A 13,915-nucleotide genomic window follows, 5' to 3' on the forward strand; every position below is an offset into this window, starting at 1 on the left:
CGTAAATTCAATACATAAAACTCAAAGCAAGGTAAGATTAACACATTATTTTTTTTTTCGCTCTATTAATTGGGAATTTTTTATTAAAAATATATATTTGTTTTAAACCGCCTTTAACTGACTAATTTACAAGCAAAAACTATAAAGTATTATTGTAATATATATTGCTATAAGTGTATGAAAAAGCCCCCTACAACCGCCATATTACCAAAGTGACACTCTTATAATACCAATAACAGAAACATAAAAGCCGCATTAAAAATTTATGCGGCTTTTAGTTTGAATATATATTATTAACTATTTAACAAACCAATCAATAGTATCTTCCGCTTTTATAGGCACAACCTCAGAGTCGCCTAGAGTATAGCTTGCTGGTACTTTCCACGGTTTCCTTTCTAATGTAACTGTATCGGTATTACGTGGCAGCTCATAAAAGTCAGGTCCAAAGTGGCTTGCAAACCCTTCAAGCATATCTAATGCCCCAGCATCTTCAAATGCTTCCGCGTACAACTCAATAGCGGCATGAGCCGTATAGGCTCCAGCACAACCGCAAGCAGCTTCTTTTTTGTCTTTATAATGTGGTGCAGAATCAGTTCCTAAAAAGAACTTTTTATTTCCACTAATAGCTGCAGCCATCAATGCTTGCTGATGAATATTGCGTTTCAATATAGGTAGGCAGTAATAATGTGGGCGAATTCCACCCGCTAGCATATGATTACGATTATAAAGTAAATGATGAGCTGTAATTGTTGCAGCTACATTGCTTGGCGCATTAACCACAAACTCAACTGCATCTTTGGTTGTGATATGTTCGAGTACAATTTTAAGTTCAGGAAAATCATTTACTACATCCCCTAAAATAGTCTCTAAAAAAACTTTTTCGCGGTCAAAAATATCAATAGATGAATCGGTTACTTCTCCATGCACTAGCAACAACATACCAACTTCTTGCATTGCTTTTAAAACAGGGTAAATATTTTTTACTGACGTGACACCTGAATCGGAGTTTGTTGTAGCGCCAGCAGGGTATAGTTTTGCTGCAACTATTTTGCCTGTTGCTTTTGCTTTTTTTATTTCGTCCGCCGTTGTTTGTTCTGTAAGGTATAGCACCATTAAAGGCTCAAAACTACCTTGTGGTTTAGCAGCCATAATTCTTTCTCTGTATGCTAATGCCGTATTTGTACAAGTTGCAGGCGGCACCAAATTAGGCATAATTATTGCTCTACCCATATAACGACTAATATCACGTACAGTATCTTTTAATTGATCGCCATCACGTAAATGTACGTGCCAATCATCGGGGCGAGTTATTGTTAATGTTGTTGCTGAGTTTGAAGTTGTATTAGTCATTACTTTGTTCCACGGCTGAATTTATTCGATCATAGGCATATGATGTTTTCGAGTAAAGATTTTATTAAAAATAATATTTTATATTGATGACACTGCCGAGGTATGTAATTAAAGCGCAATGAGCTAATTCAACTGTATTACCTTATTGCAATAATTTACAATCGCCTAAAGCTAATTATCATGGTTTTTAACTAAAAATTAAAACCACTCATCGCTTTATTTTGTACAAAAATACGAGATTACGTTAACTTAATCCTGTATTTAAAAATAAAAAGAATAATATAAATTGCCTATGTCTTACAAAATTGATGCTACTAGAGCACTTGAAATAAAAACTGATCAATTGAGTATTATAAATCAGTTCTCATCTAGCTTATTACAACTCGATACACTAGAAGAGTTATTTGAGTATGTTACAACGCATGTTGTAAACCGTTTAGGATTTGTTGATTGTGTTATATATCTTGCTGACAATAAAGCAAATACATTAAACCAAGTTGCATCAATGGGTATTGCTCACGCGCGTGACAAATATCAAGCAGAACGCAAAATAATACGTTTTAGTGAAGGTATTACTGGTGCTGTAGCAACAACTGGTAAAGCGGTGATTATTGATGATGTAACAAAAGACAGTCGCTATATCGCTGATGAACGCCCTGCTCAATCCGAACTATGTGTCCCACTGATATATAAAAAACAGGTTTTGGGTGTTATTGATTGTGAGCATCCTATCAAGGGTTATTTTACCAATGCGCATCTTGAAATACTGACAACCGTTGCTCACTTACTCAGTGCAAAAATCAACCAAGTAAATACGGTAAACAGCTTACAGAAAACTGTTGAACAACTTAATAATGCACAAAAATTAGAAAATAGCTTATTGCAAATAGCCAATTTAACCTATAAAGCTAACGACTTAGATACGTTTTTTGAAGCCCTTCATTCAATTATCAATAATTTACTTCTCGCTGATAATTTTTTTATTGCTCTATACGACAAAAAAATAGATATACTCGATCTCGTTTATATAGTCGAAGAAGGCATAAATTCCAAAACCCATCAAAAAATATCTAAAGAACAGCTAAAAGACACAGCCTCGTATTATTTACTGCAAACAGAGCAAACCTTATTACTCGATAAAGACGCGTTTCAAAGTCACATTAATAACGGTGATTTTAAAATGGTGGGTAGGCAGTCTGAGTCTTGGTTAGGCGTTCCATTTAAAACAAGTGATCATATTAGTGGTGTTATTGTCGTACAAAGTTACGATAAAACGCAGCATTACAACGAACACGATAGCACCCTTCTCACCTATGTGAGTCGCCAAATAAGTATGGCTATAGATAGGCAGTTAGCCCGACAGGAGCTTGAGCATAAAGCATTACATGACGAGCTTACAGGCCTTGCTAACCGCTCATTACTTATTGAGAGAATAAAACATGCTATTTTGTGTTTAACACATGCAAAAAAAAGCACTAGCCATGCATTGTTGTATCTAGACTTTGACCGTTTTAAAAGTATTAATGATTCGCTTGGGCATGAAGTAGGCGATCATTTCCTTATAAAAATATGCGACCTGATTAAAAGCACAGTAAGAAGCACAGATACATTTGCACGTTTAGGCGGTGATGAATTTGCTATTTTCATGGAAAATATCACGCATAAAAACCAAGTTAATGAAGCTTTAAACAGAATTAAAGACGTATTAGCAAAACCTCTTAATGTAGATAGCCACCTACTTCAAGCCTCTACTAGTATTGGTGTTGCCTATACCGATAACATAAATGATAAAGCTTATATATTACTGCAACAAGCTGATGCTGCTATGTACGAAGCTAAATCGACTGGACGTGGTCAGGTTAAGTTTTTTAACAACGCGATGCGTAAAAAACTTAAAACTCATGCCGATATTGAAAACGACCTACAACACGGTATCGAACACAACGAGTTTGAGCTCTATTTTCAACCCATTTTTACAATAACCACAAGTGAAATTATCGGATTTGAAGCGCTTGTGCGATGGCATCACCCCAAAAAGGGTTTCGTATCACCAAATGATTTTATATCGATAGCTGAAACTACAGGGCAAATTATAAATCTTGATTTACATTTGCTTGATTTAGCCGCTCAGCAGATTTCAAATTGGCACCAACAAGGTCATCGCTTCTTAAAAGTAACGGTCAATGTGTCGTCACGACATTTTGCAAGCCTCGATTTTGTAGCGCAAATACACTCTATTTATAATAAGTATCAATTACCTCTAGGTTCTTTGTGCTTAGAAATTACCGAGTCAGGCTTAATAGAAAATCTAGAACTCGCCACCCAAATAATCGAGGGGCTATCACCTCTAAAAGTAAAGTTATGCCTTGACGATTTTGGAACAGGTTACTCAGCACTCGGCTACTTACACCAATTGCCTATTCATATTTTAAAAATAGATAAAAGCTTTATTGATCACTTACAAGATTCCACGAACCCTCTAGTTGAAGCTATTTTATCACTTGCCCAATCGTTAAAGCTTGAAGTGGTTGCTGAGGGAATAGAAACACCTGAACAATTAGCTATTTTACAATCAACCGCATGCGATTACGGACAAGGCTTTTTAAAGTCAAAACCGGTTATAGCCAAAGAAGCCATATTACTTATTAATAAGCCCTTGTAAAAAAGCCCTTATATAAAAGCCCTTATATAAAAGCCAGCGAGTAGGTCGCTGGCTCAGGTATTACGTATATAATTTTTATTGATCTAAACTAAAATCATGTAAAAGCTATTTTAGTTTTCCACGTGATTTTTACTACCTTAAGCATATAACTAAGTACTTATACTACCTTAAGCATATAACTAAGTACTTACCCTGCTATTTCTCAAACCTAGTTTTAAAATCACAATCTAAAGTAATTTATCCGTAACACCCTCACCTCTTAATTATCTATACAGTCGACATTTACGCCGAGATTAAACATATCGCAATTAATAAACTTAAAAATACAACATGAAGCAAACTCATCTAAAACTTATCAAACCAGTTTTTAAATGACTTTTATCATTAATAATTCTAATATTTTCACGATTCGTAGCAATAAACTGTAATAAACCGCAAAACTTTAGCCATCTAGACGTTGAAACGTTTTTTGTATAGGCGTAGTATGTAATTAATCTGAGCTGAACTCACTTTCCACATGAGAATTTTTAAAGATGATTGGTATTAAACATTTAAAAACCATAGCAACCCTAAAAGAAACAGGATCTTTGGTTAATACGGCACGAGAGTTATTTTTAACACAGTCTGCTTTATCTCATCAAATCAAAGACTTAGAGAATAAATTAGATTGCCAATTATTCGAGCGTAAAACTCAACCTGTACGCTTTACCCCTCAAGGAATGTTATTACTTGAATTAGCTCACGAAATACTGCCAAAAATGGAAGCGACTAAATGCCGTTTGAAAGAAAGCTTAAATCAGCCTATATCTCAACTGCGTTTAAGTGTGGAGTGCCATGCATGTTTTCATTGGTTATTGCCTACTATTAAAGAATTTAATAACTTTTGGCCTGATATAAAAATTGATTACGAGCGCGGCTTTAGTTACGACGCAATTCCTGATTTATTAAATGACGAGCTCGATTTAGTTTTAACATCAGACATACGTGAACCCGATACATTAGAATACGCACACTTATTTGATTTTAAATTAAAGCTGATTGTGGCACCGGATCATGAACTTGCTAAAAAAGCGTATGTAACAGCGCTTGATTTAAAAAACGAAACCATTATTTCATACCCTATCCCGCGTGAACGCCAAGATATATTTAAGCATTTCATTCAAAATGCACGTTTTGACGGTACGTTAAAAACGGTTGACCAAGGATTACTTATTTTTCAACTAGTAAGTGCCGGCATGGGCGTTGCCGCTTTACCTGATTGGCTAGTTACACCTTACGAGAGCCAAGGCCTAATAAAGTCAATTCCTTTGGGCGCTCTTGGCCTTACTCGTCCTATGTATTTAGCGATGAAAAAAGACATGAAAGATAACCCTGTTTATCGTCACTTTTTAAATACGTGTAAGTTAAATAACGGTCGATAATCATCAATATAATGAGTAATATCGCTGTAATTAACTCTACAGCGTTTAACTCTTATGTTTGTTATTAAAAAATTGATTGGTGGCTTGCTAATGCCACTGCCCCTATTTGGTTTATTTACGTGCCTGATGCTACTACTTGCATTTAAAGGTCGTAAATCCGCTCTCTTCTTATCTACTTTAAGCTTAATTGTATTACTTGCATTGAGCACACCCTTTATCGCCAATTTAATTATCCACAATAACGAACCTACGTCGCTTGCATTTAATGCCTCAAAGCATTCTAAAATAGACAAAATAGTCGTACTCGGTTGCGATATAAACCCAAATCCTGCACTCAGTGCTAATAATCAATTAGGTAATTGTGCACTAACGCGCTTAGTAGAAGGTGTAAAACTAGCAAAGCACTATCCTAATGCAGAACTTATCGTTTCAGGAGGAGGTTACCAAAATACCACTAATAGCGGGCTTATGTATCAAACGGCAATTAGTATAGGAATTAATAAAAATCGTATACTCCAAAATCCAAAAGCGATGGATACCGCAGCAGAAGCTAAATTATTAGCACCTAAATTAGTTGATTTTAAAGTCGCGCTAGTAACATCTGTGCTGCACATGCCCCGCGCCAAAGACTTATTTAATGCTCAAGGTATTGAAGTAATAACCGCCGCCACTGATTACCATAACTTTGCTGTATTACCGTGGCATAAACAATTTATACCTAATGCTCAGGCTTTGTTGGTAGTAACGCAGTACGCTCATGAAGTAATTGGAAATGCATGGATCACAGTGCGCCGCTGGGCAAACCCAGAAGCGCTTTAGCTTATTCACTAAGAAACAGAGACTACTAAACAGGGTTGTCTATATCTATAAACGTGACGTCAAAGCCATATTCTTGGGCAAGTAACTCGCCCAAGGCTTTAATACCATAGCGCTCAGTTGCATGATGCCCTGCTGCAAAAAAATCAATATTTTGCTCACGAGAACTATGAATCGTTTGCTCCGATGCCTCACCCGTTAAATACGCATCAATGCCTTGCTCTGCAGCTAAGTCAATATAGCCTTGCCCACCACCAGTACACAGTGCAATGGTTTCAATTTTAGCTAAGCGCACGAGGCTTGTAAGTGGTGTTCGGTTAAGCACTTTTGCAATTTTATCTGCAAACGCTTCACCACTTAATGGTGTTTTTAAACGCCCTTTCATTGCTACGCTATTTGAAGTTGGCTCTAGTCCTGTTTCAATTTCAATATCTAATAGCTTTGCAAGTTGCGCGTTATTGCCAACTGTTAGGTGAATATCAAGTGGTAGGTGATATCCAAATAAATTAATATCATTTGCTAGTAACGCAGCTATACGACGCTTTTTCATTCCCGTTATAGGTTGGGATTCTCCCTTCCAAAAAAAGCCATGATGAACCAAAATAGCATCAGCTTGTTGCTCAATAGCGGCATCTATTAATGCTTGGCTAGCAGTTACACCCGTCACAATTTTTTTAATTTCGTTTTTACCTTCGACTTGTAAGCCATTTGGGCAAAAATCTTTAATTAAATGCGGTTTTAAAATGTCATTTAGGAGTTGGTTAAATTCTCTACGCTGCATATAACTTACCTTACTTAACACTGAATTTTGTGCAAATTTTGGCGTTTATACGCTTAAAATGGAAGGAAAATCGCAAAAAATTGAAAAACTGTTTTAAAATAGGTATAAATACGGCTTCTTTATCTGTGTTCACAACGTATAGGGTCTCTGATGAGCAAACTAGACAAAACAGAAGTGTTATCTGCCTTTGAAGCAGCGTACGAAACTGCCAATGGTAAAAAACCTGAAATCACAACCAAACCTGGTTGGTACAGCATTGATGGCGGTAAAAATTTACGCCTAGCTGACGTAGCAGAGCTTACTAAAAAGTTAAACTCTGGCAAAACAACTAAAACGAAAAAAACAAAAGCGGCTGCGTCTGTTAAAACACAGAAAAAAGCACCATTCACTGTTGTTACCGAAAACGAAGAAGGTTACACAGCAGAAGAGCTTTGGATTGTAATTTTAGCGCGTAAAGATCATGACTGTCGCTTACCGCGCGGTGTTGTTTAATCAACATTTATGATTTTTAAAAGAAACCGCGTTAAGCGGTTTTTTTATATCTGTTATTTGCCAAAAACATAAAGCTTTATAAGTCGTGTAAGGCTAAAAAAGCGGCTATGTAGCCGCTTTCAAAAGATCAAAATAAATTACAGTTTTTCGAAGTAAAGTGGTTCGCGCTCTTTTTTACCTACTTCATTCATTGTTTCGGCATTGAATAAGCGACCATTGATCATGGTGTAATCTACTTTATCCGAATCTCGAATGTTTTTAAGCGGATCGCCATCTATAACCATTAAATCAGCAAGCTTGCCAACTTCAAGTGAGCCTACGTTTTTATCAAGACCTAAATACTTAGCCGGATCGAGTGTTGATGCACGTATAGCCTCAAGCGGTGTCATTCCGCCTTGTGCAAACATCCACATCTCCCAGTGTGCACCTAAGCCTTCACGCTGACCGTGAGCACCTAAGTTAACTAATACACCTAGGTCTTGCAGCTCAGCAGCAACGCGTGCGTTATTAAAGTGATTATAGTGATGATCGGGCGCTTTAATGCGTCGCATAGAGCGTGGTAATAGCTGGTTTTTAGGCACAAATTTACTTAAACGCGGATGATTCCACACATCAGTTTTATCGTACCAGTAGTTCTCACCCCAAATGCCACTACAAGTGTTGGTGTATAGCCAACATCACTTTGCGACCATAACTGCTTTATATCGTCGTATATGTGCTCTACAGGGATTGAATGCTCGATACCTGTGTGCCCATCCACAATCATACTTAAGTTATGTTGTAATAATGAGCCGCCTTCAGGGACAACCATCATTTCAAGCATCCGGCCTGCTTCGATAACTTGTTGGCGCTGCTCACGGCGAGGCTGGTTATACGACTTAACACTAAACGCACCTACTTTTTTAAGGCGCTCTAAATGAAATTTTGCATCGTCTAACGAGTCAATATGCGAAGTATAACCTGGCATATTTGCTCCGTATAAAATAGTGCCGGTTGAGAAAATACGCGGGCCAACAATCATGCCTGCTTTTTGCATTTCGCTTGCGGTAAATATTTCAGAAGTATCGTTTGATGGGTCGTGAATTGTAGTTACACCCAGCGCTAAACCTGCAAAGTTTTTCCAGTTTTGCTCAGGTATAATTTCGTCACTTGCTTGCGAGCCATGTGCATGAGCATCAACAATACCAGGCATAATAGTTTTGCCTGTTACATCAATAACCTCAGCGCCTTTAGGAATGCTTATATCGCTGGCTGTACCAATTGCTTTAATATGCTTGCCATCAGTAATGATTACACCATTTTCAATAACCTTTTCGCCATCCATAGTTATAATTTTTGCACCAGTAAGCGCAATCATACCTTTAGGCTCAGCCATTTTTTTACTAAAACCGATGTTATCGCCACTTTTTACTTTAAAGTCGGCATCTTCGGCTTTATTAATAGCAAACATGCCATCAAGGCTTGCATGATAAAGCTCTGCACCTAATGTCCAGTAAAGCGTGTTGCTTTTAGCACTCCAGCTAATATTTTCACCCGCACGTACCGATAGTTGCTCTATTGGAAATTGACTATCTTTAGGCCCAATATTAATTGTTTTACCACTTTGAACAAACGGCGTTACAAATACTTTAAATCGCTCAGCAAACGCTAGGTATTTACCATCTGGCGATACTCTAAATTCAGTCGCATGCTCTGACTCGTATAATTTGCGAACTTTTTTACTTTCAAGCTCAACCACACTTAGCGTTGGCTTTGGCCAAGGACTCATTATAAAAACGCGATCGTTTGCATCACCAAATTGAGGCTGGTAACCACTTTTTGAAATCAGCTCACTTTTCCCGCCTTTACTACTTACGCTATAAACCCCCGGATTAAGTGACCACTTAGGGTTTAATATACTACCACCGGTCGCTTTTCGATAAACAACCGTTTTACCATTTGGACTAAACGTAGGCTCTACGTACTTACCTGGCTCTTTTGTAATTGTATCGCCACGACCACTGCGCGCAGACACCACACGCACTGAGCCTTGCTTGTTATCATCCCATGTGGTGTAAACTATTTTTTTACCGTCGCGAGAGTACTGCGGGAATAATTCGTAATGATCAGTTTGCTTTGTTAAACGCTTAATTTTACCCGATTCTAAATCGCGTTTATAAATGTGCCCAAGTGCTTCAAAAATAGCCGTTTCGCCATCGGGGCTTACTTGCACGTTACGCAGCATTTTTACATCAAACTCATCAGTATCTAAGTTTTGTGTAAAGCGCACCGCTTTTTGAATTTTTTTAGTCGTTTGCACTTTAAAAGGAATGGTTTTTACAGATTTGTCTGCAACATCTAGCTTGTGAATTGTACCACCAGCCCAAAATACCAATTCTTCGTTATCGGGTGTCCATGCAATGGTTGGGTAAACCCCGTGAATAGCCCATGTTTCTTGCATGTCTCGCTCAAGTTTATCGAAAAGCTTAGTGTGCTCACCACTAGTTAAGTCGTATAAATACAAGCTTGTTTGAAAGTCATCACGCTTTATATACGCCAATTTTTTTCCATCTGGCGACGGCGTAGGCCTAATAGCACCGCCCATCGTATCTATTACCGTTTCAATTTCACCCGTTTCACGGTCGTAGCGCTTAATTTTATAAATACCCGCTACAGAATCTTTTGAGTAATGAAATGTTTTACCGGGTGTTGCATCATGCGAAAAATAAACATAACGACCATCAGGAGAAAACATAGGCTCACCTAAATCTTTTTGATCGTTCTCTCGTTTTGTAAGCTGTACACCCTTGCCGCCCGCTTTGTGATATAGCCACACTTCACCCGCACCGAGTGAACGACTCGCCGTAAAGTGCTTACGTGCAACTAAGTAGTCGCCATCAGGGCTCCATGCAGGACTATTTAGCAATCGGAAGGTTTCGTCAGTAACAGCGTGTTGATTTTCGCCATCTAAGTCCATTGTCCAAATATTATCGCCGCCACCTTGATCTGACGTAAACGCAATACTTTTACCATTGGGACTAAAGCGAGGCTGCATTTGCCATGCAATATCAGAGGTGAGTTTTGTTGCTGTACCGCCACTCATTGGCATAGTGTAAATATCGCCAAGTAAGTCAAATACCACTGTTTTACCATCTGGGCTTACATCGATATTCATCCATGTACCTTGCTCAACACTTATTGCAGCGTCAACAAATTGCCCTTTAGGTGAATCTACTTGCCATTTTTGTTCTTCTTTTTCAGCGGCATTCACTTGCCCTATCGCTAGTGACACTGAAAGCGCCAATACTGTATGAAGCATTTTTTTCATGCGTTTCTCGCTTGTTTTGTTGCAGTAAAAACTATTTTACATGATTGCAACAAAAACAAACGCAACTTGCCAGCGTTATATGATAAAGCGCGGTTTATATAGGTTTAATGCCAGACAATAGGGTCAAATTGATAGTAATTAACCAACATACTATAAATTTCAGGATCGTACCGGCGCAGCTGTGCAGGCTTTTCCAAAAAAGTTTCGGTTATAACAGCAAAAAACTCAGCTTCATTAGTCGCACCGTAACTGTGAATAACGTGCGGCATGCTATAGGCAACATGACTTTTTAACTGAGTAAACGCGCGGCTAAATATTCGGCCCCACTCAGCGTAATCTGCTGAGCTTTTTAAAATGGGTGTGCCTGTCGTTTTACCTGTTTCTTGATCAAGTTGGTGCGCAAACTCATGAAAAACTAAATTATGTCCATCGCTTGGTAAACGATTACCCTCAAGCACATCATGCCAACTGAGTACAAGTGTGCCACCAGGCCATGATTCGCCTAACCTTACTGTATTATGGTAACTAACAAGTCCTGCACTATCGCGGGTTGATTGCGGTGCATAATAAGCACTTGGGTACAATAAAATTTCTTTTACATTTTTATATAACGGCCACGGTTTGTTGAGCACTAATACACACGCATCAGCCGCTACAATTAGCTTCATTGCGGGTGTTAGTTTTAAGCCATCACAACCCACAAAGCGTTTTTCGTTTAAAAACCACGTTATGTGTCGCTCTAACTTTTCTCTGTCGGCATCGGTCATTTTTTTATAGATTGGCATACAACGCAGTAAAATATCTTTTTCCTGTGAATTTAAAGCAAAGTCTTTATATTTACTGCGCCATAATCGATTTTGAATTGATGGCCAACGCCAGAAAATCACCACAAAAAGAATTAAAATAAAGATTAACAGTCCATTTATCATGGGGATTTCCTGAGCTAATGTATGATATATAAATATGTCCAGCACGCGTGCTTTTCAACTATATAAAGTTATGTATTTGAATATAAAGTAATTCACATCGTATTGCTTATAGATTACTTGTAAATTTTTTACTGCTTTGCACTGCCACTAAATGATGTATTTAAAGTGAACCTCTGCAAAAGGTGTCAAACGTACCCTGCAAAATGTTTATAAATTTTGCTACGTGCAAACCATCCATTAATGAGTGATGTACATCAATAGCTAAAGGCATTGTGCCTGTGTGTTTATCAAACTGTCCAAATACGAATTTAGGAATGCCTAAACTCTCCCCTTCACTAAATGCATGCGAAAACGCACTAAAATTTAGCCACGGCAAAACAGATATATGAATTAAATCGGCCTGCCCTTCTGTTTGAGCAAAGGCATCTGAGAATAACGGCTGTAATTTCGCTTTTTTACTTACGGCATTTGCATGGCTTGCAAACTCTTTAAACTCACGTGTGCTATTAAAATAACTAAAAACAAACGTATCGTTTTCAGATAGTTCAACCACACTTGCGCGAACACTGCTAAGTAGCCATGGCTTACTATCTATAATACGTAGCATTATTGAATCTACCTTATGGCACGCTTTTAAGGTGCAATATACATACGCTTGAAAAAAAGAAAGTTGATTGGTTTTGCAATAGTCGTACAGTGCTTGAGCATCTAAACGCACACACACATTAAAATAAGGCTGAGAAAAGTGTTTAAATAATTCAAAGTGTTGCTTTCTAGGCCAGTTATCTAAATCGATAGGCTGCAGGAGAGAAGTTGAGGGAGTCATAATTTGCCGCACAAAATTAAAAATAAAGTGTACCGCTGTTCAATAATAATTGCATTAGGGTCTGTTGATCTTTCAAGGTTAAATTTGCAAAGATCAACACACATTAACTTACAGATAAACAAAAGGTGTGCAATTGCACACCTTTATTGTATTTTAGCTTAAATTTATAGACCGTTTTTAATGATCTCTTGCGCTAACTCATCAGCAATTAAATGCGTTGATTTTTGCTCTTTTTCGCTGCGGGCAAAGATTTCAGTTAACGTATTAAAAATACCTTCAACATGTTTATTAGACGCTGCTGCACTGTAACCTTCTGGCGCTGTTTCGTAATAAACATTAATAATACCACCGGCGTTAATTACGTAATCTGGTGCATATAAAATACCTTTTTCACGAATAACTTCACCGTGACGAGATTCACTCAGCTGATTATTAGCACAGCCTGCAATAATAGTCGCTTTTAAACGCGGTATCGTTAAGTCGTTAACCGTTGCACCTAATGCACATGGTGCATAAACATCAACGTTTAAGTCGTAAATGTCATCAATACCAACTGCAGTGGCGCCAAACTCATTAACTACACGGTCAATTGCTGCTTGGTTAATATCAGTTACAAACAGTTCAGCACCCGCATCATGTAAATGTTTACATAAACCATAAGCAACAGCACCTAAACCTTGAACAGCTACTTTAACACCTGCAAAGTCTTGGTGGCCACGTTGATGTTGTAACGCGGCTTTAATTCCTAAAAACGTACCGTAGGCTGTAAATGGTGATGGATTTCCACTTTTACCCTCAAGACCCAGTACGTAATTAGTTTCTTTATTCATAATAGCGACATCAGCACATGTGATGTTTACATCTTCTGCTGAGTAATAGCTGCCATTTAATCGCTCTAATTGACGACCAAATGCACGGAATAATTGCTCAGATTTAATCTCTTTTGCATTACCAATAATAACAGATTTACCGCCACCAAATGGTAGGCGCGCTACTGCATTTTTATACGTCATGCCTTTTGATAAACGTAGCACGTCGTAAACGGCATCTTCGTCGTTCGCATAATCCCACATTCTACATCCGCCAACAGCAGGACCTAGGTTGGTATTATGTACAGCAATAATTGCTTTTAAACCCGACTCTTCATCAGAACAAAAAACCACCTGTTCATGGTTATCAAATTCAACTCGATTAAACACAGCCACTTAAAATACTCCGAAATAGTTAACCCGTGAGAGGGTATACGCGCTGGAAATTGCCGAGACTTTATCACTTCATATTCGAGTTCGCTACACTCACAGATGATAAAACCGATGAAAACATGACTCTTA

At 38.0% G+C, this 13,915-nt stretch carries 9 protein-coding genes and 1 pseudogene; 4 read left to right on the top strand and 6 right to left on the bottom strand.

What is annotated here, in order from left to right:
* Positions 1-297: 297 nt before the first annotated feature.
* On the bottom strand, positions 298-1,350 hold the full coding sequence (pyrC, locus tag PX700_RS01715; RefSeq protein WP_479519670.1) for a dihydroorotase: 1,053 nt from the start codon (positions 1,348-1,350) through the stop codon (positions 298-300).
* A 292-nt stretch (positions 1,351-1,642) separates the two neighbouring features.
* Here pyrC and PX700_RS01720 point away from each other — a divergent pair, with 292 nt between their 5' ends.
* From PX700_RS01720 to PX700_RS01730, 3 genes are all read left to right on the top strand, one after another.
* On the top strand, positions 1,643-4,012 hold the full coding sequence (locus PX700_RS01720; RefSeq protein ID WP_479519671.1) for a bifunctional diguanylate cyclase/phosphodiesterase: 2,370 nt from the start codon (positions 1,643-1,645) through the stop codon (positions 4,010-4,012).
* Between the two features lie 533 nt (positions 4,013-4,545).
* Positions 4,546-5,433, top strand: coding sequence for a LysR family transcriptional regulator (locus tag PX700_RS01725; protein ID WP_197179685.1), 888 nt, complete (start codon positions 4,546-4,548; stop codon positions 5,431-5,433).
* A gap of 54 nt (positions 5,434-5,487) precedes the next feature.
* Positions 5,488-6,252: a YdcF family protein gene (locus PX700_RS01730; protein ID WP_479519672.1), complete on the top strand. Its 765-nt coding sequence runs from the start codon at positions 5,488-5,490 to the stop codon at positions 6,250-6,252.
* 25 nt (positions 6,253-6,277) lie between these two features.
* Here the strand turns inward: PX700_RS01730 and PX700_RS01735 are convergent, their stop codons facing one another.
* Positions 6,278-7,030, bottom strand: a complete 753-nt coding sequence (locus tag PX700_RS01735) for a Nif3-like dinuclear metal center hexameric protein (protein WP_479519673.1) — start codon at positions 7,028-7,030, stop codon at positions 6,278-6,280.
* Between the two features lie 150 nt (positions 7,031-7,180).
* On the opposite strand from PX700_RS01735, the gene PX700_RS01740 reads away from it, so the two are divergent.
* Complete coding sequence (locus PX700_RS01740) at positions 7,181-7,522, top strand: hypothetical protein (RefSeq protein WP_479519674.1); 342 nt, start codon at positions 7,181-7,183, stop codon at positions 7,520-7,522.
* A gap of 137 nt (positions 7,523-7,659) precedes the next feature.
* Here PX700_RS01740 and PX700_RS01745 read toward each other — a convergent pair.
* From PX700_RS01745 to PX700_RS01760, 4 genes and pseudogenes are all read right to left on the bottom strand, one after another.
* A pseudogene (locus PX700_RS01745) lies at positions 7,660-10,829 on the bottom strand (amidohydrolase family protein).
* Between the two features lie 104 nt (positions 10,830-10,933).
* Complete coding sequence (locus PX700_RS01750; protein WP_479519675.1) at positions 10,934-11,758, bottom strand: M90 family metallopeptidase; 825 nt, start codon at positions 11,756-11,758, stop codon at positions 10,934-10,936.
* Between the two features lie 160 nt (positions 11,759-11,918).
* On the bottom strand, positions 11,919-12,563 hold the full coding sequence (locus PX700_RS01755) for a chloramphenicol acetyltransferase (protein WP_479519737.1): 645 nt from the start codon (positions 12,561-12,563) through the stop codon (positions 11,919-11,921).
* 185 nt (positions 12,564-12,748) lie between these two features.
* A complete protein-coding gene (locus PX700_RS01760) occupies positions 12,749-13,789 on the bottom strand; it encodes a Leu/Phe/Val dehydrogenase (RefSeq protein WP_479519676.1) in 1,041 nt (346 codons plus the stop codon).
* Between the last annotated feature and the right edge of the window lie 126 nt (positions 13,790-13,915).

This window comes from Pseudoalteromonas sp. TP27, assembly GCF_056470645.1.